Annotated in this window: 21 protein-coding genes; 2 read left to right on the top strand and 19 right to left on the bottom strand. The window is 62.8% G+C overall.

From position 1 onward, the window contains the following. Positions 1 to 46 precede the first annotated feature (46 nt). The 8 genes from JQ574_RS03295 to JQ574_RS03265 all read right to left on the bottom strand — a co-directional run bounded on the left by JQ574_RS03295 (position 47) and on the right by JQ574_RS03265 (position 10,756). A complete protein-coding gene (locus JQ574_RS03295) occupies positions 47 to 3,556 on the bottom strand; it encodes a PAS domain-containing hybrid sensor histidine kinase/response regulator (RefSeq protein ID WP_212214623.1) in 3,510 nt (1,169 codons plus the stop codon). A gap of 117 nt (positions 3,557 to 3,673) precedes the next feature. After that, positions 3,674 to 4,903: a 5-aminolevulinate synthase gene (hemA, locus tag JQ574_RS03290; RefSeq protein WP_212383279.1), complete on the bottom strand. Its 1,230-nt coding sequence runs from the start codon at positions 4,901 to 4,903 to the stop codon at positions 3,674 to 3,676. A gap of 222 nt (positions 4,904 to 5,125) precedes the next feature. Beyond that, on the bottom strand, positions 5,126 to 5,260 hold the full coding sequence (locus JQ574_RS35440; RefSeq protein WP_283813676.1) for a hypothetical protein: 135 nt from the start codon (positions 5,258 to 5,260) through the stop codon (positions 5,126 to 5,128). 92 nt (positions 5,261 to 5,352) lie between these two features. Continuing rightward, positions 5,353 to 5,625 (bottom strand): hypothetical protein, encoded by a 273-nt coding sequence (locus JQ574_RS03285; protein WP_212214618.1) that lies wholly within the window; start codon positions 5,623 to 5,625, stop codon positions 5,353 to 5,355. Positions 5,626 to 5,796: 171 nt separating this feature from the next. Continuing rightward, positions 5,797 to 6,858 carry an MBL fold metallo-hydrolase gene (locus JQ574_RS03280; RefSeq protein WP_212214615.1) on the bottom strand — a complete coding sequence of 354 codons (1,062 nt, stop codon included), beginning with the start codon at positions 6,856 to 6,858 and terminating at the stop codon, positions 5,797 to 5,799. 212 nt (positions 6,859 to 7,070) lie between these two features. Continuing rightward, entirely contained in the window at positions 7,071 to 9,215 is a 2,145-nt protein-coding gene (locus JQ574_RS03275) for a methyl-accepting chemotaxis protein (RefSeq protein WP_212214612.1), read from the bottom strand. Positions 9,216 to 9,468: 253 nt separating this feature from the next. Continuing rightward, complete coding sequence (locus JQ574_RS03270) at positions 9,469 to 10,185, bottom strand: outer membrane protein (protein ID WP_212214609.1); 717 nt, start codon at positions 10,183 to 10,185, stop codon at positions 9,469 to 9,471. Between the two features lie 250 nt (positions 10,186 to 10,435). Continuing rightward, complete coding sequence (locus JQ574_RS03265; protein ID WP_212214606.1) at positions 10,436 to 10,756, bottom strand: hypothetical protein; 321 nt, start codon at positions 10,754 to 10,756, stop codon at positions 10,436 to 10,438. Between the two features lie 102 nt (positions 10,757 to 10,858). Here JQ574_RS03265 and JQ574_RS03260 point away from each other — a divergent pair, with 102 nt between their 5' ends. Continuing rightward, positions 10,859 to 11,095, top strand: coding sequence for a hypothetical protein (locus tag JQ574_RS03260; RefSeq protein ID WP_212214603.1), 237 nt, complete (start codon positions 10,859 to 10,861; stop codon positions 11,093 to 11,095). A gap of 6 nt (positions 11,096 to 11,101) precedes the next feature. On the opposite strand, the gene JQ574_RS03255 is transcribed toward JQ574_RS03260, so the two are convergent. From JQ574_RS03255 to JQ574_RS03210, 11 genes are all read right to left on the bottom strand, one after another. Continuing rightward, complete coding sequence (locus JQ574_RS03255) at positions 11,102 to 12,571, bottom strand: GH1 family beta-glucosidase (RefSeq protein WP_212214600.1); 1,470 nt, start codon at positions 12,569 to 12,571, stop codon at positions 11,102 to 11,104. 57 nt (positions 12,572 to 12,628) lie between these two features. Further along, positions 12,629 to 13,600 carry a family 16 glycosylhydrolase gene (locus JQ574_RS03250; protein ID WP_409363443.1) on the bottom strand — a complete coding sequence of 324 codons (972 nt, stop codon included), beginning with the start codon at positions 13,598 to 13,600 and terminating at the stop codon, positions 12,629 to 12,631. Between the two features lie 103 nt (positions 13,601 to 13,703). Then, positions 13,704 to 14,030: a hypothetical protein gene (locus JQ574_RS03245; RefSeq protein ID WP_312014603.1), complete on the bottom strand. Its 327-nt coding sequence runs from the start codon at positions 14,028 to 14,030 to the stop codon at positions 13,704 to 13,706. Positions 14,031 to 14,225: 195 nt separating this feature from the next. Continuing rightward, the gene (locus tag JQ574_RS34850) at positions 14,226 to 14,741 is read right to left on the bottom strand and encodes a M23 family metallopeptidase (RefSeq protein WP_249119071.1); all 516 of its coding nucleotides are present in this window, start codon (positions 14,739 to 14,741) and stop codon (positions 14,226 to 14,228) included. Next, positions 14,729 to 15,214, bottom strand: coding sequence for a M23 family metallopeptidase (locus JQ574_RS34845; RefSeq protein ID WP_249119070.1), 486 nt, complete (start codon positions 15,212 to 15,214; stop codon positions 14,729 to 14,731). Before JQ574_RS34845 ends, JQ574_RS34850 begins: the two co-directional genes overlap by 13 nt. A gap of 8 nt (positions 15,215 to 15,222) precedes the next feature. Further along, positions 15,223 to 15,933 carry a helix-turn-helix transcriptional regulator gene (locus JQ574_RS03235; RefSeq protein WP_212214593.1) on the bottom strand — a complete coding sequence of 237 codons (711 nt, stop codon included), beginning with the start codon at positions 15,931 to 15,933 and terminating at the stop codon, positions 15,223 to 15,225. A 125-nt stretch (positions 15,934 to 16,058) separates the two neighbouring features. Further along, the gene (locus tag JQ574_RS03230) at positions 16,059 to 16,412 is read right to left on the bottom strand and encodes a hypothetical protein (RefSeq protein ID WP_212214590.1); all 354 of its coding nucleotides are present in this window, start codon (positions 16,410 to 16,412) and stop codon (positions 16,059 to 16,061) included. Between the two features lie 60 nt (positions 16,413 to 16,472). Continuing rightward, on the bottom strand, positions 16,473 to 17,819 hold the full coding sequence (locus JQ574_RS03225; protein ID WP_312018258.1) for an HlyD family type I secretion periplasmic adaptor subunit: 1,347 nt from the start codon (positions 17,817 to 17,819) through the stop codon (positions 16,473 to 16,475). A 12-nt stretch (positions 17,820 to 17,831) separates the two neighbouring features. Continuing rightward, positions 17,832 to 19,502 carry a type I secretion system permease/ATPase gene (locus tag JQ574_RS03220; RefSeq protein WP_212209894.1) on the bottom strand — a complete coding sequence of 557 codons (1,671 nt, stop codon included), beginning with the start codon at positions 19,500 to 19,502 and terminating at the stop codon, positions 17,832 to 17,834. Positions 19,503 to 19,637: 135 nt separating this feature from the next. Beyond that, a complete protein-coding gene (locus JQ574_RS35640) occupies positions 19,638 to 20,693 on the bottom strand; it encodes a calcium-binding protein (RefSeq protein WP_312018259.1) in 1,056 nt (351 codons plus the stop codon). Then, entirely contained in the window at positions 20,606 to 21,052 is a 447-nt protein-coding gene (locus JQ574_RS03210; protein ID WP_212383277.1) for a calcium-binding protein, read from the bottom strand. The genes JQ574_RS35640 and JQ574_RS03210 overlap by 88 nt, the downstream gene beginning before the upstream one ends. Before the next feature lie 664 nt (positions 21,053 to 21,716). Between JQ574_RS03210 and JQ574_RS03205 the strand changes: the two genes are divergently transcribed. Then, a complete protein-coding gene (locus JQ574_RS03205; protein ID WP_212209907.1) occupies positions 21,717 to 22,481 on the top strand; it encodes a Crp/Fnr family transcriptional regulator in 765 nt (254 codons plus the stop codon). The last annotated feature ends 186 nt before the right edge of the window (positions 22,482 to 22,667 follow it).

Below are 22,667 nucleotides of genomic sequence, written 5' to 3'. Positions count from 1 at the left end.
GACCGTTGGCTCCACCCATCCTACGCTCTTCGCGCGCGGCTCGCGCCTACTCCGCCGCGACCAGCTGCTGGGCGCGCCACTGGCCGAGCAGCGCCCGCAGCGATGCCGGTTTGACCGGCTTGTTCAGCACCGCGATATTTTCCTCGCGCGCGGCCGCCCGCACATTCGGACTGCGGTCCGCCGTGATCAGGATCGCCGGAGTGTTCTCGCCGAAGCGGCGGCGGATCTCGCGGATCGCGGCGACGCCGTTGCCGCGGTCGAGGTGATAGTCGACCAGAAGGCCGGTGACGCTTCCGCCCGACGTCTCGATCGCGGCGATCGCCGCCTCGGGATCGGCCACCGCGATCACCTCGGCATCCCACGCCGTGAGCAGCGTCTTCATGCCATCGAGGATCGCCGGATCGTTTTCGATGCAGACGATCAATGCGCCGCTCATCGGCGTCTTCGAGAGCGGCGTCGCGCTGGTGACGGCGGCGGTATAGTTGACCGCCTTGGCGACCGGCACCGTCACCGAGAACACCGAGCCGCCGCCGGCATTGGCGCCCAGCGCGATGCCGTGGTTGAGCACCCGCGCCAGCCGCTCGACGATCGAGAGCCCGAGGCCGAGCCCGCGCGCGATCCGCGCGCCCTGTTCGAGACGGTGGAACTCCTTGAAGATCTCGCCGCGCTTCTGCACGGGGATTCCGACGCCGGTATCATAGATGCCGATCTGCAGGGTTTGCCCGCGGCGGCGGCAGCCGACCAGCACCCGCCCGCGCGGGGTATATTTGATCGCGTTGGATATGAAGTTCTGCAGCAGGCGGCGCAGCAGCGCGCGGTCGGATTCGACCGGCAGCGAGCACGGCACGAAGCTCAGCTTCAGCCCCTTGGCGCGGGCGATCGGGGCGAATTCGATTTCCAGCGACCGCATCAGGTCGGCCATCTTGAAGCTGGTGATCGAGGTGGTCATCGCGCCGGCGTCGAGCCGCGAGATGTCCAGCAGCGCGCCGAGGATTTCCTCGATCGCCTCCAGCGAGTCGTCGATGTTCTCGACCAGGCGCGAATCCTCGCCGCCGCTCTGGCGCTCGACCAGGCTCGTGACATAAAGCCGCGCCGCGTTCAGCGGCTGCAGGATGTCGTGGCTGGCGGCCGCGAGAAACCGGGTCTTCGAGATGTTGGCGTCCTCGGCGGTGCTCTTGGCCAGCGCCAGTTCGGAATTCAGCCGGGTGAGTTCCTCGGTGCGGTCCCGCACCCGCTTCTCCAGCGTCGCATTGGCGCGCTCCAGCGCTTCCGCCGCCTCGAAGCTCGGCGTGACGTCGGAGAAGGTGATCACGAGCCCGCCGCCCGGCATCCGGTTGGAGCGGACCTCGATCACCATGTGCCGGTCGGGCAGGCGTTCCAGGTAGGGCTCGCCCTCGGTGGTGTAGGCTTTCAGCCGTAGCGCCAGCAGGGCGTCGCTGTTGCCGGAGCCGGGCGGGCTGACGGCGTCCATGAATTCGAGGATTTCCTGCAGGGGAATCCCGAGCTGCACCAGATGCGGCGGCAGCGCGAGGATTTCGCCGAACTGCGCATTCGAGCAGATCAGCTGCAGGTCGGCGTCGAATACCGCAATACCCTGGCGCACATGGTTCAGCGCGGTCTGCAGGATCTCGCGGTTGAAATGCAGCGCAGCATGGGAATCGTCGAGCAGCTTCAGCGCCGCCTTGGCGGAGACGGTGCGCTTGCGCAGCAGCAGCGACATCACGAGGCGCGAGGAGGCCGCCCCGATCGAGGACGCGATCAGGCGCTCGGCATGCTGCAGCAACTCGAAATCGGCGGGCGCTGCCGGATCGAGATGACCGGGATGGCCGGCGGTAAAGGTCTCGAACGCCTGGCGGGCGCGGTCGGGGCCGAGATATTGCGCCACCGTGCTCTGGATATCCTGCACCGTGACCGTGGTGCGCCAGCGCCGGAAGGTCGGCGTAATCGGCGTCAGCGTGCTCGGCACGAACAGGTCGGCCTGCAACCGTTCGATCGAAGACGGTTGACGCGCCAGCGACATCACGACGTAGGTCAGGATGTTGAGCCCGAGCGACCACAGCACGCCATGCATCAGCGGCGGCAGATCAGCGCCGAACAGCGCCCGCGGGCGAAGCGCCTCGATGCCGAACGGTCCGTGCTGCAGGAATTGCAGCCCCGCCGTGGTGGTTTCGAGGAAGCTCGGCAGAAACAGCGTGTAGATCCACACGGCAACGCCGACCAGCATGCCGCCCATGGCGCCGCGCGCGGTGCCCTGCCGCCAGAACAGGCCGCCGAAGAAGGCCGGCGCGAGCTGGGCGAGGGCGGCGAACGACAGCAGCCCGATCGCGGCCAGTTGGGTGCTGCCGAGCGCGCGATAGTAGAAATAGGCCATCACCATGATGGCGAAGATCGCAAAGCGCCGCACCTTGAGCAGGAAGTCGCCGAAATCCTGCTGGCCCGGGCGCGTCCGCGGGCTCCGCTGCAACACCAGCGGCAAGACGATGTCGTTCGAAACCATGATCGAAAGTGCCACGCATTCCACGATCACCATCGCGGTCGCGGCCGACAGGCCGCCGACAAAGACCGCGATGCTGAGCAAGGGCGCGTTTCCCTCGATCGGCAGCGCCAGCACGAACATGTCGCTGTCGACGGCACCGAACGGGAAGGTGACGAGGCCGGCGATGGCGATCGGGATCACGAACAGATTGATGGCGACCAGATAGAGCGGAAACAGCCAGCGTGCGCGATTGACCTCGTCGATGCTGGAATTCTCGACCACGCTGACGTGAAACTGCCGCGGCAGCAGCATGATCGCGCAGAACGAGAGCAGCGTCATGGTCAGGAAATTGCCGATCGAAGGCGAGTAGTTGATCGCGCGCATTGCTTCCGGCGTTTTCATCGCGCGTTCGATCAGTTCGACCGGCGAGAACATCCAGAAGGTGACGAAGAGGCCGGCGGCGAGAAACGCCACCAGCTTGACGATGGATTCGGTGGCGACCGCCAGCATCAACCCGTGCTGGTGTTCGGTGGCGTCGGTCTGGCGGGTTCCGAACAGCACGGCGAACACGGCCATCGCCAGCGTCACCACCAGCGCGATGTCGCCGATCAGCGGGATCGAGGAGAACAGCTTGTCCTCGCTCAGGATCGTCTCCAGCGAGGAAGACATCGCCTTGAGCTGGAGCGCGATGTAGGGGACCGATCCGATAATCGCGATGACGGCGACGGTCGCGGCCACCGCCTGGCTCTTGCCGTAGCGGGCGGCGATGAAGTCGGCGATCGAGGTGATGTTCTGCGATTTGGCCAGCTGGATCACGCGGCGGAGCAGCGGCGTGCACAATCCGATCATCAGGATCGGGCCGACATAGATCGCGAGGAACTCGACGCTGGTGCGGCTGGCGAAGCCGACCGAGCCGAAGAAGGTCCAGGAGGTGCAGTAGATCGCCAGCGACAGCGGATAGATCATCATGCTGGCGCGGCCGCGTTGGCTCGGCGACAGGCGGTCGCCATAGCTGGCGACGAAGAACAGCAGTCCGATATAGGCGAATGCGGCGGCGATCACGCCCCAGTCGTGCAGCATTGCTGCCTGTCTCCCTTCCCGGCCTCTGTTCGCGGACCGGAACCGCCACTATAAACGCATTGAGCCGGCAGCGCATCGCGCTACCGGCCCGATTTCCGGGGTTTCGAGGGAGTACGGTTACTCGGCCGCCAGCGATTTCCGCTTCAGCGGCAGGCCGAGGCGTTCCCAGACCTGAAGCAGCGCTTCGGCAAGGTGATCGATCAGGCCGTCATCATGGTAGGGCGAGGGCGTGATCCTCAAGCGCTCGGTTCCCTTGGCGACGGTCGGATAGTTGATCGGCTGGATGTAGATGCCGTGCTCTTCGAGCAGGATGTCGGACGCCTTCTTGCAGTTCTCGGGGTCGCCGACGAACAGCGGCACGATATGGGTCTCGCTCGACATCACAGGCAGGCCCGCGGCGTTCAGGATCGCCTTGACGCGGGCGGCGCGGTCCTGGTGGCGCTCGCGCTCCCAGTTCGAGGTTTTCAGGTGGCGGATTGCCGCTGTGGCGGCCGAGCAGATCGCCGGCGGCAGTGCGGTCGTGAAGATGAAGCCCGGCGCGTAGGAGCGGACGGCATCGATGTTGTCGGCCTTCCCTGCGATGTAGCCGCCGAGGCAGCCGAAGGCTTTGGCCAGCGTGCCTTCGAGCACGTCGATGCGGTGCATGACGCCGTCGCGCTCGGCGATGCCGCCGCCGCGCGGGCCGTACATGCCCACCGCGTGCACTTCGTCCACATAGGTCATCGCACCGTATTTTTCCGCGAGATCGCAGATCCTGGCGAGCGGCGCGATGTCGCCGTCCATCGAATAAAGGCTCTCGCAGGCGATCAGCTTGGGCCTGTCGGGGCCTGCGGCAATCAACAGCTCTTCCAGATGCGCCATGTCGCTGTGGCGGAAGATCTGGCGATCGCAGCCGGCCTGGCGCACGCCCTCGATCATCGAATTGTGGTTGAGCGCGTCGGAGAGAATGAGGCAGTTCGGAATCAGTTTTGCCAGGGTCGCGATGCCGGTCTGGTTCGAGACGTAGCCCGAGGTGAACAGCAGTGACGCTTCCTTGCCGTGCAGGTCGGCCAGTTCGGCCTCCAGCTGCACCAGCGGGTGATGGGTGCCGGCGATGTTGCGGGTGCCGCCGGCGCCGGTGCCGACACGGGTCGCGGTCTCGACCATGGCGCCGACCACTTTCGGGTGCTGGCCCATGCCGAGATAGTCGTTGGAGCACCAGATCACGACGTTGCGCTGGCCCTTCGGCGAGTGCCAGACCGCATGCGGGAAGCGGCCCGCGATCCGCTCGAGGTCGGCGAAAACCCGGTAGCGCCGCTCGTCATGCAGGCGGTTGAGGGCGGCGGAGAAGAACTTGCTGTAATCCATCACGAGACCTGAAACGGAACCGGCCGGAGCGGCGTGGGCTCTTTTTAGAGCTTTTCCAGGTTTGGTGTCTATGTGAAATCCCACATTTTCGCGAGCCTTCGGGACGAACCCAAGGTAAGTAAAATCTTGATCCCGATCAACGCGCTAGCTGCGATTTACGGTCCCGGTATTTTGGCCGCGCGGATGAAACCATGAGTAGCCAAAGAGCGCCGCCGACCCGGGTTACGAGTCAAGTTCCCTGATGGCGCGATTGGCCGCGATCAGGGCGTCGTCTTCGGACTTGCTGTCTTCGGCCGTCACAAAGCCGCGGATCGCCGCGCCCCGGGTGATCGTTGAGGACTGGACGATCGGCGTCATATTGGCCCGCCAAAGTCCGGGCTGCCGCTGAAAGGTAATGATTCGATAGTCCGACACTTTGGCCATTGTCGTCCTCTTTCGTCGACCGTGGCTCAGCAGCCGCGACAGATATTGTTCAGCTTGGACGTGGTGCGGGCGTTCTCGGCGAGGAAGGGATCCTTGTATTCGGGTCGTGAGGCGTCGCTCTCGATCGCCCTGGTTTTTTCCTTGGATATTTCCTTGGACATTGCGATTTTCGGAGGCTGCGCCGCGTCGTAGCAGGCGAGCCGTGCGCTGTTGCTTTCGACCGCGCGGCATTCCGGGCTTGCAGCGAACGCGTTCTGCGCGAAGGCGCACAGCGCCAGGACGGCAACAATTATTTTCATCTATTTTCCTTTGCGGGCGCAATTGCCGCGCGCGTCAGCAATGACGGCGTCAAATCAATGCCGCCGCTGGATAAGGCTTCAATGTGGAAGTTCGTTCGGCACGACAGCCGGGATAGCACGGCGCGACCGTGCGCCCTTTTAGGCCCAATAGCTATGGATTAGTTGGGCGCGTCAGGTGGTCCGGAAATACAGCACGCCGTCGGTGACTTCAGAGATCAGGCGGCCCTCGACCAGCATGTAGTTGACGTGGGCGATCAGTTCGCCGGCGGCAAAGCCCATCTGGTGGGCGTCCAGCACGTGCTTGTGGAACACCACCGGCACCAGTTGCTTCGAGGTCTGCGGCACGGTCCGGCAGGCTTCGGCGATCAGCCGGCAGCGGTCCTCGTGATGGTCGGCCAGCTGCTTGATCCGGGTCTTGAGGCCGTAGAACGGCACGCCGTGGCCGGGCAGCACCATCACGTCATAGGGCAGCGTGGTGGTCAGGCTCGCCAACGAGGCCAGATATTCGCCGAGCGAGTTCTGGTTGGGCTCGACCGCCCAGACGCTGACATTGGGCGAGATCTTGCTCAGCACCTGGTCGGCGGAAAGGAACAATTTGTCGGCGGCGCAATACAGCATCACCTGGTCGAGCGCGTGGCCGCCGCCGGTGATGACCTTGAAGCGCCGCGTGCCGATCACGATCTCGTCGCCATGCGCGATGCGGCGATAGGACGGTGGCAGCACCGAAACCTGCTTCAGGTAATCCTGGCCGCGGCTCAGCAGCGTGTCGGTCAGGCTCTCGTCCATGCCGTGACGGCGGAAGAACAGCCGCTGCGCGTTGCGGCGCTCCTCGGTGCCGCGGTTCTGGTGATAGACCGACTGCAGATATTCGACCTGCGACATCTGCAAGGGACAGTCGAAGCGCTCGGTGACCCAGCCCGCCAGACCGACGTGATCGGGATGCGAATGGGTCACGATCAGGCGGGAGATTTTCACGTGCCGGAGCGGACCCTCGAACAGCGTGGTCCAGGCTTCGATGGTTTCCTCATTGCCGAACCCGGAATCGATCATCGCCCAGCCGTCGCCGTCGGCGAGCAGGTAGATGTTCACATGATTGAGCCGGAACGGCAGCTTGAGCCGGACCCACAACACGCCCGGCACCACCTCGACGACCTGATCCTGGCCGGGGTGATTCTCCCAGGGGTATCGCAGGGCTTCGGCGGAGGACTGAACGGGGTCGGTTTTCGAGTGCATCCCACCGACTTACCCGCACAATTGGTGCGGCGCTAGCCGAAAAAGCAGGTGCCCGGTGGGATAAAAGGCATGGGTATTTTGTTGTGGCGGCACACTCTGCTGTCGTTCCGGGGCGCATCGAAGATGCGAACCTCAGGGGCGCACTTGCGCCCCCGGGGAATCTCGAGATTCCGGGTTCTATGCTTCGCATAGCCCCGGAATGACGGGGACCATTACGCCGCCCGGATATTCCCCAAAAACGCGTCGATTTCCGCGCGCAGCACGTCGGCTTCGCGGCGGAGCGCGCCGGAGGCGGTCAAGACCTCGCTGGCGGCGGAGCCGGCTTCGGTCGAGGCGCTGGAGACGCCGACAATGTTGCTGGAAACCTCGCTGGTGCCGCCGGCGGCGTGCGAAATGTTGCGCGCGATCTCGCGCGTCGCAGCGCCCTGCTCCTCGACGGCGGCCGCGATCGCGGTCGTGACGTCGTTGATCTCACCGATCGTGGTGGAGATGCTGCGGATCGCGGACACCGCCGTCGTCGTCACCGTCTGCATGCTGACGATCTGCTGGCGGATCTCGTCGGTGGCCTTCGCGGTCTGGGTGGCGAGGCTCTTGACCTCGGAGGCGACCACGGCGAAGCCGCGGCCGGCTTCACCGGCGCGCGCGGCCTCGATGGTGGCGTTCAGCGCCAGCAAATTGGTCTGCGAGGCGATGGTCTGGATCAAATCGACCACTACGCTGATGCGGGCGGCGTTGTCGGCCAGCCCCTGCATGGTGGCGTCGGTGGCGCCGGCTTCCTCGACCGCCTTGCGGGCGATCTCCGCCGAGGTGACGACCTGGCGGCCGATTTCCTCGATCGACGACGACAGTTCCTCGGTGCCCGACGACACGGTCTGGACGTTGACCGAGGTCTCCTCGGCGGCGGAGGCCACCGCGCTCACCAGCGCGCTGGACTGATCGGCGGTCGCCGACATGCTCTGCGCGGTGGTCTGCATCGAGCCGGCCGCTTCCTGCAAACTATCCAGCGCCGTGCGCACCGTGGTTTCGAACTCGACGATACGGGCTTCCATGCGGGTGGCGCGCTCGGCCTTGGCGATGCGATCCTGGTCCTGGTCGGCGGTGAGCGCCCGGCTCTGGATCATGCTCTCGCGGAACACGTGCAGCGAATTGGCCATCGCCGCGATCTCGTCCTTTTGGCTCGACTGATAGATTTCCGATTCGAGATCGCCGCTGGAGAGCAACTGCATCGAACGCTGCAGATTGCCGATGCGCCGCAGAATGTTGCGGCCGACATAGAGCCAGACGAACAGCACCGATCCGATCAGGGTCGCCGCACCGAGCGCGAGCATGACGGTGGTCGCCAGCGAAATCTCCTTGCCCGCCTGCCGGGTCGAGGCGTCGGTCTCGCCGCGCACGCCGTCCACCAGTTGCTGCACGCTGATGCCGAGGCCGACATTGAGCTTGCGGGTTTCTTCCAGGATGGTCTGGCCGTAATCCGTGGCGTCCAGTTCCTTCTGGCGGACCTTGAAGACGCCGGTCTTGCCTTCGCCGAGCGCCAGCAGGGCTTTCGAGGCGTTGCTCAGTGCCGTCGTAAGAGAACCCTTGGGAAGCTGGTCGAGGTTCGATTTAACGCGCTGCTGCGCCGTGCGGGTTTGCTTCTCGATGGCTTCGAGCGTGTCGCTGCTCTCGGATGAAAGCGCGGCCATCATGTTGAACGCGGTCAGATTGCCGGCGGCGATGATGTCGCTGATCTGCTCGACCGTTTTCTCCGCCTTGGTGGCTTCGTCCTGGTTGAAGCTGGCGGCGCCGAAGATGCTGCTGAGCTGGGTCTGGGCGTCGACCATCGCGGGCGCGGCGGCCTTGACGAACGCAGTCTGGGCCGTGCGCAGCGCTTCATACAGTTTTTCGTGCTGGGCACCGGTTTCCAGCCGTTCGCGTGCCGCGCCGCCGAGACTCTTGATCATGTCCTCGATGTTTTTCACCGTCTCGGTGAGGGCTGCGACGGTATCCTTGTTGGCGCCGAGCTTGGTGATCTCGGCAAGCCTTTGCAGGGTGATGCGCTGGGTCTCCTGCATTTTTTTGGAGCGCTCGTTCAGCATCTCCTCGCTGCGGGAGGCGAGCAGCCCCGGTCCCTGGCTGGCAAGGCTGGCGCTCTCCGCCGACAATTGCAGGCTGGCCGCAAGGCGGGGGATGTCCCGTCCGCTCAGTTCGACCATGGCGCCGCCGAGATGTCCGAGCACCAGGCCGGCACCGGCGCTGATCACGATCGCCATGCCGGCGATGACGGCGAAGGCGGCAAACAGGCTGCCCCTGACGCCGAAATTCGGAAAGCTGAAACCCTTGAGCCTGATCTTGCCGATGCTGAATCGTAACGCCATTTGCCGCCGCCCCGTCCCGCTATCCCTGGATGATTCCCCGGCGGCAGTATCGTGGTACCCGGTTAACAAGTCGGGAAAATGCGGACGCTTTTCGCGATTTGAGCGCTGGCCCGCCATCGAACAATGTTTGAAAAGCGGGAGCCCGCTTCGCTGGGAAACGCCCTTGCGCAAACAAGCCATTGCGCAAACAACATGGCGCAAACAAAAAGGCCGGCGTTCAAGCCGGCCTTCTCGCGCCTCCCTGTAGAAGCGATCAGTAGCGCGCGCCCGCGAAGTTGAAGCGATAATTGACGCCAACCTTCAACGTATGCTCGTCGTTATGGAAGGTGCCAAAGGGGGCCAGCGCGACCGGGGTCACGAAGCGGGTGGTGCCGAAGTCGTAGTACATGTATTCGGCCTTGGCCGACCAGTTCGGGGCGAACATGTATTCGACGCCGGCGCCGACGGTGTAGCCATTGCTGTGATTCTTATCGAGCGTGAACGCGACCGGCACGCCGGCAAAGGTCAGGGTGTCGCGATTGTTCGAATAGGCGTAGCCGCCTTTGACGTAGAGCATGCCCGGGCCCCAGGTGTAGCCGACACGGGCGGTGATCGAAGCGATCGCGCGCTGATCGTTGTTGTAGACGAAGCCGTTCGGGAACACCGAACTGAGGTTGTTCTGGCCGAGCCAGCTGTACTGGCCCTCGGCGCCGATGACCCAGTTCGGCGCGAACTGGTAATCGGCACCGGCCTGCACGCCGCCCAGCAGGCGCGCGCTGTAGTCGCTGAGCACCAGGCCGTTGAAAGTGTTGCTGCTCGAGAAGGCGCCGCCGATATGGGCGCCGAGATAGAAGCCGGTCCAGTTGTAGAGCGGCGCGGCATAGGCCGGCGCCTTGTTGTAGTAGGGCCGTGCGCCCATGTCGGCGCCGAGCGCCGGGGACGCCGCGCCGAGGGCTGCGAGAGCGACGATTGCGAGCAGGAACTTCTTCATGGTCGTGGGTCTCCGGAAAATCGTTGGGAAGCGCCACATGCCGGGCGCCGTCCATGGCGTGCAGTTAGACAGCTTTTGAATAAAATGCTGTCACTTGCCAGGCACACCGATCGATTACCCAACCCATTGGAGAGCAAACGTTTTTTGTGCTTAAGGAAGCCTTGTTTTCTGTGCTTAACGGCGTCCTAAGGCAAGCTTAATGAAGCCTTAAAATCGGGGTCCCTCGGGCGCGCGGCGCGCAAGCCTTGCCTTAGGCAATGCGCCGCCGCACGTCGCCGCGCATCTGCTCGCGGAACGCCTGCCGCCGCGCCGGCCGGTCCTTTTCGGCGACGTCATGGCGGTCGAACACGTTGAACATTTCCAGGATCGGATAGCGGTCGCTGGCCATCGCCAGGATGCGCAGCAGTTCGGCGACGGGGCCGGTCGGGCCGGTGACTTCCCATTTCCGAATCGTGTTGGCGCCGTCTTCTGGCGGCAACCCGCAGAGCTTGGCCATGTCGGCCACGCCAAGGGGTTGGCCGATCGCCTCACCGAGGTCTTCGCGCAGTTTCTTCAGTTCCGGACCGGTCACGGGTTCTCCGTTTTAATGCGGGCTTCTGTGAAGTACGTCACACACCGGGGCCGGAGTGCAAGCTATACGCAGCGCCATCAGTTCCTCGAGGAGGAGGCAGTCATGCGCAGCTTGATCGAAAGCCTTACCCCCGACAGCCGCCGGATCTACTGGCGCTGGGTCGGTGGCATCTTCGGCCTTTATGTCGTCTTGATGGTCGGCGCCGCCAGCATGTTCATCAGCCACGAATCATCGCGGAACGTGCGGCATGAACCCGCCGTGACTGTGGCAGTCAAAGGTGATCGCGCGCCGTCACACCAGGCTTCGATGCCGCAGCCGCAGCTGGTGCGCTTTCACTAGGCGGCTTCAGGCGCCGATCGCGTTGCGCGTCACCACGTCGCGATAAAACGACGCACTGAGCTTCGGCGTCCGGCGCTGGGTTTCAAAATCGACGTGGATGAGCCCGAAGCGCTTTTCGTAGCCGTAGATCCATTCGAAATTGTCCATCAGGGTCCACAGGAAATAGCCGCGGACCGGCACGCCCTCGGCGACGGCGCGCTGCAGCTGCCGCAAATAATTGCGCAGGTACATGATGCGGTCGAGATCGTAGATCTTGCCGTCGGCATGCACCTTGTCCTCCGACGAGGTGCCGTTCTCGGTGATGTAGATCGTCTTCAGGTTCCAGACCTTGGCTGCGAGCCGCGGCGCCCAATAGATCGTTTCGGGACCGATACGCAGCCAGTCGGCACTCATGTGCGGAAACGAGGCGGGAAACGGCAATACCGACCAGCCCGGCTTCTTGTCTGACGCTGCGATGTAGAATTGCGGCGCGTAGATGTTGAGGCCGACGAAATCGTTGGGCGAGCCGATGATCTTCAATTCCTCGGCGGTGAATTTCGGCGCGTCCTTGCCGGCATATTCGAGGAAACCGTCGGTGTATTTGCCTTCCAGCATCACGCCGAGCAGGCCCGAGTTCAGTTCGCGGGTCGCGATCTCGGCAGCGTGGACGTTTTCGGGCGTGTCGAAGGCCGGCACGCAGGTCGCGATGTTCTCGGCCGGGCCGACCTTGGTGCCCGCGCGCCCGCGGGCGCGGATCGCCTGCACCGCAAGGCCGTGGCCCAAAACGACGTTATGCCGTGCCTGGTTCAATTCCGCATTCGGCAATTTGAGGCCGGGCGCGTCGATGCCCCATCCGTAGCCGAAATTCAGGAAACGTCCGGCTTCGTTCAGCGTGAAGATGTTTTTGACGCGGTCGGTCAAACGCTCCGCGACATAGCCGGCGTAATCCGCGAACGCTTTCGAGGTGTCGGTGGACTGCCAGCCGCCGACGCGGTCCTGCAACGCCTGCGGCAAGTCCCAATGATACAGCGTCGCGTAGGGTTCGATGCCTTTGGCCAGCAGTTCGTCGAGCAGCCGGTTATAGAAATCGAGGCCCTTGGGATTGGGCTTGCCGGTGCCTTCCGGAAACACCCGCGGCCACGCGATCGAGAAGCGGTAGTGCTTGACGCCGAGATCGCGCATCAGGCCGACGTCTTCCTTGTAGCGATGATAGTGTTCGTTGGCGCGGTCCCCGGTGGTCTTGTCCTCGATCTTGCCCGGGGTGTGGGCGAAGGTGTCCCAGATCGAGCGGCCGCGGCCGTCCTCATTGACCGCGCCCTCGATCTGATAGGCCGATGTCGCGGTGCCCCAGCGAAAGTCTTTCGGGAAACGGGCAGGGGCGTGCGGGTCGGCGGCCGGCCTTTGTTTGGGGGCCGCATTGGCCGATGTCGCCGCCATACCAAGCGCGGAGAGGCCCGCCAGCTTGGCAAATTGCCGGCGCGAGAATTTCCCGGACATTACGTTCTCCGTCAGCTTCGGTGCTGCCGGCTTGCGCGTCCCGGCCGGTTGCGATGATCAGTATGTATCAATTTGATAGGCCGAAATCCGGTCGATTTCGAATTCCACGACATTGGGAGACAGGCCGTCGACGAAGCCGACGCCTTCCATCGTCTTCGAGCCCATCGCAAGATTGACGATCATGTACATCGGCGCGTCGAAGCCGACCGGAACCTTGATCTCCGACACCGGCTGGCGGTCGATGAAATAGATGATGCGATCGCGCTGCCACAGCACACCATAATTGTGGAATTCGCTCCTGGTATCGGCAACCATGAAGTCGAACCCGCAGCGCTCGACCCGTCCGGTGGCCGGAATCCGCCAATGCGTGGTCATGACGATGTTGTCGTGCTGTTGTCCGCGGCCTTCCATGATGTCGATTTCCGGCGGCCAGCCGCCGTCATCGGCGAGCATCCAGAACGCCGGCCACACGCCGACCCCGGCCGGGATCCTGGAGCGCATTTCGAAATAGCCGTATTTCTGCGTGAACTTGCCCTGGGTGGTCAGGATGCCCGAGATGTATTCATTGTTGAACAGCAGGGACCGCAGGTCGGGCGGAGTCCGGCTGGCGATGATCGAGAGAATGCCGCCCCGGACCCGGAACGGATCGAGCCCGAGCGGCACCGTGCCCCGCCCGCCATACACCGAATCGACGTAGATCTGCTGTTCGCCATTATAGCTGGTCTTGCGCTTGAAATCGGAGCCTTCGCCGCCCCAGTAGCGCGACTGCGGCCAGGCGGCGCCACCGGCGTAGTGCGGCACCCATCGTGCTTCGACCAGCGGATGCACGTCGAAATCATCGTGGAAGGTCCGATGCAGCGACACCGGCACGCGCGGATCATCAGCTTCGATCTTGCGGCACTGATCGCCGAGCGCACGGGTCGGCACCTGCAAGGTGAGTTCGGGCAGCGCCAGCGTGGGATCGCTTTGCGGATAAGCCGGCATGGCCGTGAAAAGACAGCCGATCAATGCGAGAGCGTGCGGTCTCAACCTGTTGATCCCCAGGGTTCGCGCATGCGAATCCCGGGGTTCGCGCATGCGCGGATGTCGAAGGCGCAAGACATAGCAGATCGCGGAATCGAAAAGGATGCGGCTATTTGATCGTCGCGTTCACCGTAATGACCGACGTGCCGGACGCCGTCGGCCCCTTGCCCGTTGCCTTGATCACAAACGTGTCGCTCCCCTTGTATTTCGCCTTCGCCCTGTATTCGTAAGTGGATGCGTCGAGCTTCTTCAACTTGCCGCGTGCCGGCTTTTGCGAAATTTCAGAGCTGGTCACCGTGCCGCGTATCTTGATCGGAAACACGCAGCTTTCCCCGGCCGCAATGTCAATGTCGCCGGTCGAGTTCTCGCCCCAGTTCGCCAGTGTCGTCGATGCCGAACAGTCGGGTGCGGCGTGCGCCGAAGATGCCGGCGCCACGCTTGTGGACCCAACGACAAGCGCAATAGCTGCACCTTTAGAAAACCGCATAGTAAACTTCCTCGTCTTCGCAAAACCGGATCAAGGTCTCAGGAGAGGATGTATCATACCCCGGAATTGGGCAAGCGGGTGGGCGTATGGAGGAATTGCTGAATTGGGACGACATCCAATCCATCTCGTCGTCCCGGACCTCTGCTAGCGCAATTCGAGCTGAAATTGTTTTTCGAGTAGTGATTGGTCTTCCTGCTTGACGACATACGTCGCGGTGTAAAATCCCCTGTCCCAGTCGCGCTTGGCGCGTTTTTTTCCCGAGAACAGGACGAACTGTGCCTTGTTTCTGTCGAGGGCGACCGGCCGATTTTCCGCTAGCACCTTTCCAGCCGGATCGCGCAACGTCAATGTCTGGACATCACCGGCCTTCAGGCCGATCGTCCGGACGAACGCCACGATCGCTTCAGAGTCCATCGTCGGTTGGTGCTGCAACGCCACGCCGGTCTCGACCGACTCGGTCGTGACCGAACCGGTGGTGAAGCCGAAGTTCAGAATCGTGCGGGGCGAATAGGCCAGTTGCGCCCGTACCGATTCGTGCCATTGGCTTTCGGCGTTGCCATTGCAGGCGCCGGGCGTTCGGCCGTCCGCAAAGGGATCGATGACCTTGCCACCTCGACGCACGACGAAGTGCAAGTGCGGATACTCGGTCAAGCCGGACATGCCGACATCACCTGGCCGGCCGTGACTTTATCGCGCGACTTGACCGCAATGCTGCCCTTCGCCATGTGGCAATACTGCGTTTCCAGGTCCTGTGGGTGCTTGATCACAACGCCATTGCCGCACTCATGGCCGCTCACCTTGCCGCGTCCTTCGGGTTTGATGGCGACATCGTCGATGCCGTCGCGCGTTCGGATGACCTCGCCATCGGCCGCCGCCAGAACATGGACGTGTGCTTGTTGTGCCACGCGGGACGGCAACCGAAAATCGATGCCGTTGTGACCGTCGTAAGTCAAAGTTCCGCACATGTAATCCGTGGCTGCAGAACCTGGATCGACGTCCACGTAGTTTTGGATGAAACATGTGCGGCCAACATCGCAGGCCACGGGCAGCTTCAGTTCTCCAGCACGGCCGTCCGCCAGCAGGCCAAGCAGAATTGTAAACGACGAGACGGATGCATTTCGAAACCGGTACATCGCTCAGCTCAGCTCGCGCCGTTCCGCCGACGTCTGACATGAATTCGAGTGACGTTCGGCATGGCCGGGACGCGTCGGTCCGGTTGCCGCGCTTTGAAAGGCGATGATGTCAGGTTATGCAGCACGAAGAACTCCGACTGGCGATTAATCCCGATCTTCATCATAACGCGCTTGATGTAGGTCCTTACCGTTTCTTCGGTAAGACCCAATTCTGCCCCGATCACACGGGGACAACGTCCGCGAAGTATACGGGAGACAATCCGTTCTTCGACCCAGTTAAGGGTAAACGCTGCAGCTATCCTTCTCGCGCCGGCCACTGCATCGAACTGCGGAACGACAATCAAGACAAGCCCAGGGTCGCGATCGCCGGGCACCGGCCCTGTCACCGCGAACAGGAATTTCTGCTTGTCGTTGGAGAGGACCACCGCCGATCCGCGCGCCCGCTGCGTCGAATCCGACCTGATGGTACGGCACACTGCATCCTTGAGAAGCGCGGTGATTGACGGGTTCGACCCTGATATCACACCGCGTTCGACGACCAATGCTCCGCTAGTGCCGAGTAGATGCCGGAACCCAGCATTCATACTCCGGACGACGAGATTTTCATCGACGACGAAAGCGGGCGAAGCGATATCTTCCAGCCATGACCATTGTCGCTGCATCCTCAATTGCGCGAGGTCGGCGGCGGCATCCCACATCAAGTCGATCGCGCGTGTCACGCTGGCGAACTCCTCTCCTGAAAGCGACGTCCGTCGCCACCCCCCGACGAAAAGTGCCGCGGAGCCCGACGGGGACTGGACCCGGCCTATTACGCAGTGTGGGCACAGCGTACTTTCCCTTCCAATCAGCCTTCTGGCAAAGCCATGCGCTGAAGCGATCGATTGGAAGATGCAGCCGTCTTGCGCGCCAAGCCGCGAGGCAATTGCCAAAACCGCCGCCTCCGGAACCGGTCGGCGACGGGGCAGCCCGTCCTCACCTCGTCGATTCGCTCGCCGCGTGGCGACAGGATCGCCACATAACAACGCTCGCATGCAATCAGTCTCGTTAAGCCATCCGCGAACCAACGATACAACGGCAAATCTGCCGTCGGCGTCGCGAGGTCCGGGCGCTCGATCGCGTTCTCGAGGTGGATCGCGATCGGGGATCCATTCAAATGGTTGCGTCGGTCCACCGGCGGGGTTTTGCCGACATCCAGCATGGTCGCCTCCCTTGAGATAGTCGCGGCCCCGCCGGACCGGCTTGCTTCAAACCAATCGCTTCAACTCTCCCTAAAGGCACGATGAACCCGCAGGAACATCGGCTGCATGAGGTATTCGGCAAAAGTCCGTATGCCCGTTTCGACGAACACTTCGACGGGAAGACCTGGCTTCAGTGTGGAAAGGTGGGGGTTCGCCTCGGGCGTCCGCTGCAGGTCAATTTCTGCCATGTAGGAGGTGACGCCGCTTTTCGCGTCGGTCAGCGCATCTGCTGCGACCGCTGTCACTTGACCTTCCAGTATCGGTCGGCGGCGAATATTGAGGGCCAGTATGCGGACGCGCGCGGGCTGCCCCGCGACGACTTCCTCACGATCCTGCGGCCGCAGCGAGGCCTCGATCACGAGGCGATCCTCCATGGGCACGATTTCCATCAGCGTTTCTCTCGGAGCCAGCACGGCATTCAACTCCCTGCTGTTGAGGCGCACCACTCTGCCGGATTCGGGAGCCCGCAAGTCGGTCCTGGCAAGCTGCTCACGCAACACACCGATCCGGTGTCTTAAATCGCCGATCTCTTCACTGTTGGCATGAAGTTGCTTTGCAATATCCTGATTCTGATTGAGGCCTAGTTGTTTTCGCCGATCTTTCAGTTCGGAGATTTTCCCCTGGGTCTCGGCCAGTTGGGAGGCATTGCGCGCGATCTGGGCCTGCATATCAGCCTCGGCCCGCTTAAGGGCAAGCAGCCTTGGCTTACGTGCAAGTCCTTTCTGCAGGAGATAGCTGGTGTCGCGTATTTCTTCCTGAAGCAGTGACAGCTGTTGGGTCAAACTTCCAGTATTGCTTTCAAGTCCTCGGACCGAGTCCGTAAATTGCAGTATCTGTTGGTCGACAAGTTGACGCTCGCCTGAAAGTGCCGTTGATCGCGCCGCAAACTCGGCTTCCTGGCTATGTATGGCAGCCTTGGCTTCCGGACGCGATGAGTTCCGCAATTCGTCCGGATAGGAAACCGCGGAATCCTGATTTTGTTCTGCACGGAGTCGTGCATCCAGCGCGAGATCAGCAAACAATTTTGTCTCTAATACGCCAAGGCTGCCCTGAATCTGCGAGGTATCGAGCTTTGCGACGATCTGACCGGCGTCTACCTGCTGGTTCTCGCGGACCAGAATGGCTTTCAGTATGCCGCCGTCGAAATGCTGCACCGCCTTGCGCTTGGACTGAACCTTGACGATGCCTGGCGCGATCACGGCGCTACGCAGTGGAACCAGTGTCGCCCAGAGTCCGAAGCCTCCGAACTCAATCGCCAGAAGGATACATCCCCATTTGATCAACCGCCGCGGATCGGACCTTGGTCGCTCCGCTGGCTCATTGACGATGGACCGGGCGAGGGGGATGTCATGCATATGGAATGTCACATCGTATACTCCCTAACCGGACAGTCTCGGGCGCTCCGGCTGACGCGTCGGGCGGCGTATCGGAGTGACCTCGGCAACGTGGGTCGGCAGGACGTCGGAAACGGCGCCGAATGCAACCTGGACACCGTCGCGCAGCAGCAGGACGTGATCCGCGACCGTCAGCAGCCGCGGGCGATGCGTCACGATGAGGAAACTGGCACCGCGCGCCCGTGCACTGAGTATCGCCGCGCATAGCGCGGCCTCGCCTTCGGGATCGAGATTGGCATTGGGCTCGTCGAGCAAAATCAGCCGGCGATTGCCGAAAAATGCGCGCGCCAGACCGATGCGCTGCCGCTGACCACCGGACAGGCGATGACCGTCACGCCCGACTTGCGTTTGATATCCCCCTGGCATTGCCAGGATCATTTCATGCGCGCCGGCAAGGGTCGCAGCCGCAACGATATCCTCGTCGCGGACATTCTCTTCAAATCCAGAAATGGCTTCGGCCACGGTGCCGGCGAGCAGTTCCACGTCCTGGGGCAGATAGCCGATATATCGGCCAAGCTGGTCGGGATGCCAATTTTCCAGCAGGGCACGGTCAAGCCTGATCTCTCCAGCGCTTGGACGTTCGAGCGCTGCGGCCATCCGCAGCAGCGTGGACTTGCCGGCACCGGTCGGACCGACCACCACGACGATTTCGCCCGGACGGCAGCGGAAGCCAATTCCTGCCAGAATTGGCCGTCGCGTTTGGGGGGCGGCATAAACCAGCCGGCTTATTTCCAACAATCCGTTTGGCGGTGGCAGCTGTGTCCGGCGTGGCTGCCGGAACACCCAGTCGGCCGCTTCGCTGACGCTCTTCCAGGCCTGCTGTGCTGCCGTCATCCCGCGCCAGGCCGATATCAGGGTCTCCATCGGCTGCAGCGTGCGGCTGACCATGATCGAACTCGCGATCAGGGTGCCCAGCAGGACCTGGTTCTGCAAGACAAGCCAGGCGCCCGTACCGATCGCGAGAATCTGCAGGATGGACCTCACCATCCGTGCCGCGGATGCGATCGCGGCGACCCGTTCGCTCGCGCGCACGACGGGTGCCAGTGCCTCATCGTTGACGCGCATGACCGCGCGGATGGCGCCTCCGGTCCAACCCATGGCCCTGATGAAATTGGCGTGGCGAACGACTCCATCCATCAGCGCCTGACAGCGCGCGGCCGCGCCGCTGGCTTGGGTCACTTCGGCACGGGCGATCCTGCTGCTCGCGTAACCCATTACCGACAGCAAGACAGCGCCAACCAGCACAATCGCGCCGTAGTACGGATGAATGAAGAAGAGGATCAGCACGAAGAACGGCAGAAACGGCGCGTCGACCAGGGTGATGAGGGCGCCGCTCGAAATGAAGTTCCGCAGCTCGCGAACCTTGACAATCTCGTGGGTGGTGCCTTCCCGGCGCCGGCCCGGATCGGCGATGGCCGCTTCCAGGACCAGCGGGGCTATGTGCTGCTCAAACCTTACCGCAAACCGGCTCAGCAGGCGGAACCGGAGTATGTCGAAGAAGGCGCTGAAGATCAGCGCTGCCACCCCGAGTACGGTCAAACCGATAAGGGTCTCTATACTGCCGCTGCTGATGACGCGATCGAAGACCTCGATGGCATAGAACGGCAAAACCAGCAGCAGCACGTTGACGGACACGCTGAATACGACGACCCACACCAGTGTGGATCGTCCTGGAACAGTTTCGAAAACTACGCTCTCTCGGGCTTGTTGGGACGTCCGACGCATTACCACACGGCCTGATCACTGCGGAAGAAGCGTAGGGCGGCACGGTGCCGCCCTACAGGGTCAGAATCAGACAACTTCGATGGCCGTATAACCGGCAGCGTCGTTGATATCGTCAATCGACGCAAAGGGAGTACCTCCTCCGGATACCCCATCGAGCGTGATGGTTCCGAAGCCGAAGTCGAGCGTGGTATTGGTTCCGTCGTCATCGACGATCACCGAGGCGGGATCGAAGCCGTCCACCGCGTTGACGCTGATGACGTCCTCGTCGCCGCTGAGGAAGTCCAGATCGGTCACTTCGTCGTTGCCGAAATCGGCACCGGTCCCGTCACCGAAGTTCATCGTATCCGTGCCCGCGCCGCCGGTAAGGACGTCATCGCCGGTTCCGCCGTCGAGAACATCGGCACCATTGCCGCCGTCGAGGGCATCGTCGCCCGCGCCGCCGTCGAGGGTGTCACTGCCAGCGCCGCCGGACAGTTCGTCGCTACCATCGCCGCCGCTCAGCGCATCTGCGCCATTGCCGCCGTCGAGCGTGTCGTCGCCGGCTGCGCCGGTCAACGCATCGTCGCCGGCACCTCCGGACATTTCGTCAGCGCCGTCGTTGCCGTTCATGACGTCGTTGCCAGCTCCGCCTTCCATCGTATCGTCACCGGCGCCGCCTGCCATCGTATCCACGCCATCGCCGCCGTCCATGTCGTCGTCACCATCACCACCGTTCAGCGTGTCGTCGCCGGCATCGCCACTGATGGTATCGTTGCCGGCGCCACCGTTCAGGGTGTCGATGCCCTCGCCGCCGCTCATGGTGTCGTTTCCCGCGCCACCATTCAGCGTATCGTCACCTGCGCCGCCTTGCATGGTGTCGTCACCGAGACCGCCGTTGAGGGTGTCGTTGCCGTCGCCGCCATCCATCGTGTCGTCGCCGAGACCGCCGGTCAGGGTATCATCACCAGCGTCACCGTTCATGGTGTCGTTGCCGACACCGCCCAAGAGCGTGTCAGCTCCCTCACCACCATTCATGGTGTCGTCACCGGCTGCGCCTACCAGGTCATCATCGCCGGCGCCGCCCGAAAGCACATCGGCACCCTGGCCGCCGTCGATATCGTCATCTCCCTCGCCGCCGTCGATCGTGTCGATGCCGGCACCGCCGTCGAGTTCGTCGTTGCCTGCGCCGCCATTGTCGTGTCGTCACCGGCATCACCGTCCACCTCGTCGTCGCCGTCACCGGCGTCGACGGTGTCATTACCTGCACCGCCGCTGACAATATCGTTGCCGGCGCCGGCGAGGATGGAGTCGTTGCCCTGATTGCCCTCCAGAGTGTCATTGCCGTCGCCGCCGTCGACCGCATCGTTACCGGCTCCGCCGCTGATCGTATCGTCGCCAGCCAGACCGCTCAGGTCATCGTTGCCAGCGAATCCGTTGATGGTATCGGCAAGCGCCGTGCCCAGCAGGACGTCGTCGCCAGGTGTGCCAGGGATAACTGCCATGATGTACTCCTCCAAATGATTCCGCGCCGATCAGTCAGAATGCGTTGCGGCGTTAGAACGAGGGATGTTCGGTTCTGGTTGTCTCCATAAGTTGAATTCTGGAGGCACCCGACGCTGAGCGTGTCGAGGTGTCGGATATCTCGCAATCCCCATCTGGGGACAAAACGGCTTCACCATTCGTGACGAAGATGTCTCTGTTCGTGATGAGGATGTCTCTCGGCGCTAGCCGACAGGCGATCAGAACCGCCGACAGGATTGAACTGTCGGAAGTTGACCGGTTGCCCTTCGCCATTGAGTCATTCGCGTCGCAGAGGACGGCTGTGTATCAGCGCCGGAAGCAGTTGTGCCCCGGTTTGCGATGAAGCCCCGTATCGGCGGGCCGCCAGCAACGACGAACCGGTGGCAGGCCCCCTGGCGGAACTTTGACAGCGGGGCGCCGGCGTCGAAGCGATCCCGCCCGATCACCTGCGACGCCGCGTCAAGGGTCCGCCTTACCTTTACTGGCATGGCGCTTTAAGGTACTCAGCAAGTATCGTATCCCATGAAGGCCGCTCAAAGCCGGCACGATGAGAGTGGAGTTAGTGTCGGCGCAACGCAGAAGACATCCCTGCCAAAGGCATTCCAGGAGAGCTGCGTGTTCTTCTGAGCGAGGATGTCTCTCGTGATGGGACGTCCGGCGAGCACCGGTAATCGTCTTCTCGCCGCGTTGCCGCTGGCAGACCTCGCGTTGCTCGCCCCTCATCTCCAGAAGGTGTCGCTTGAACAGGACGCCGTGGTGATACGAGCGGGAGATCGACGCGACCATGTTTACTTTCCCCATAGCGGTGCCATCTCCTTCATGCTCGGCCTTCCGGCCGGAGAAACGATCGCAACTGCGGTAATCGGGCGCGAGGGAGCGATCGGCGCATTATCGGTGCTCGGACCCTCTTTCATGTCGTCCGTGACCGCGGTCGTGCGGGTGGGCGGCACCGCATCGCAAATCTCCGTGTCGCGGTTTCATGCAGCCTACATGAAGAGCGGCGCCATCAGACATGTGGTCGAGGCGCACACGAGATCGATACTCATGCAGTTCCAGCACGTCTCGGCCTGCAACGGACTGCACCCGGTCGAGGCCCGCATGGCCCGGTGGCTGCTTCACCTGCACGATCGAACCGAGGACAACAACACCCTGCCATTAACGCAGGAGACGCTTTCGCAGTTGCTCGGGGTGCGACGAACGACCGTGACGCAGGTGATTGCCAAACTCCGCGCCTTGGGTGCCATCAGATCCGTTCGGCGAGGCTTGGTCGAAATTGACAGGGCGCGGCTCGAGGAAGCAACCTGTGAATGCTACGACATCATACGCGGTGCAACCGATCGGATCGTCCCGCATGAAGTCGTGGGGTCGCACCCGCATTTTGCGTCGGCCGACACGCTCCACGGTGTATGATCGTTATCAACCGTACGTAACGTGGTCTTTGTGCCAGTGCGGTGGCCGCTGATCCTTGGCAGCTTGGCCAAGATCGCTTGAACATCGGCCGGGATACGCTTTCGAAGTACCAGTTCGGAGCCAAGACTGGAAAGCCTGGAAGGTTTGCGCGCCAGGCGCCTGCATGGACATCGCGGCTTGTACCGC

The organism is Bradyrhizobium sp. AUGA SZCCT0158, assembly GCF_018130065.1.
Taxonomy (GTDB): domain Bacteria; phylum Pseudomonadota; class Alphaproteobacteria; order Rhizobiales; family Xanthobacteraceae; genus Bradyrhizobium.
Note: the sequence above shows the minus strand (reverse complement) of the source record. Positions and strands in the feature narration are given on the sequence as shown.

Bases quoted from the DNA above. Each gene is read 5' to 3' on its own strand.
- JQ574_RS03295 (WP_212214623.1), bottom strand. From the start codon at position 3,556: ATGCTGCACGACTGGGGCGTGATCGCCGCCGCATTCGCCTATATCGGA.
- hemA (WP_212383279.1), bottom strand. From the start codon at position 4,903: ATGGATTACAGCAAGTTCTTCTCCGCCGCCCTCAACCGCCTGCATGAC.
- JQ574_RS35440 (WP_283813676.1), bottom strand. From the start codon at position 5,260: ATGACGCCGATCGTCCAGTCCTCAACGATCACCCGGGGCGCGGCGATC.
- JQ574_RS03285 (WP_212214618.1), bottom strand. From the start codon at position 5,625: ATGAAAATAATTGTTGCCGTCCTGGCGCTGTGCGCCTTCGCGCAGAAC.
- JQ574_RS03280 (WP_212214615.1), bottom strand. From the start codon at position 6,858: ATGCACTCGAAAACCGACCCCGTTCAGTCCTCCGCCGAAGCCCTGCGA.
- JQ574_RS03275 (WP_212214612.1), bottom strand. From the start codon at position 9,215: ATGGCGTTACGATTCAGCATCGGCAAGATCAGGCTCAAGGGTTTCAGC.
- JQ574_RS03270 (WP_212214609.1), bottom strand. From the start codon at position 10,185: ATGAAGAAGTTCCTGCTCGCAATCGTCGCTCTCGCAGCCCTCGGCGCG.
- JQ574_RS03260 (WP_212214603.1), top strand. From the start codon at position 10,859: ATGCGCAGCTTGATCGAAAGCCTTACCCCCGACAGCCGCCGGATCTAC.
- JQ574_RS03255 (WP_212214600.1), bottom strand. From the start codon at position 12,571: ATGTCCGGGAAATTCTCGCGCCGGCAATTTGCCAAGCTGGCGGGCCTC.
- JQ574_RS34850 (WP_249119071.1), bottom strand. From the start codon at position 14,741: ATGTCCGGCTTGACCGAGTATCCGCACTTGCACTTCGTCGTGCGTCGA.
- JQ574_RS34845 (WP_249119070.1), bottom strand. From the start codon at position 15,214: ATGTACCGGTTTCGAAATGCATCCGTCTCGTCGTTTACAATTCTGCTT.
- JQ574_RS03230 (WP_212214590.1), bottom strand. From the start codon at position 16,412: ATGCTGGATGTCGGCAAAACCCCGCCGGTGGACCGACGCAACCATTTG.
- JQ574_RS03210 (WP_212383277.1), bottom strand. From the start codon at position 21,052: ATGGCAGTTATCCCTGGCACACCTGGCGACGACGTCCTGCTGGGCACG.
- JQ574_RS03205 (WP_212209907.1), top strand. From the start codon at position 21,717: ATGGGACGTCCGGCGAGCACCGGTAATCGTCTTCTCGCCGCGTTGCCG.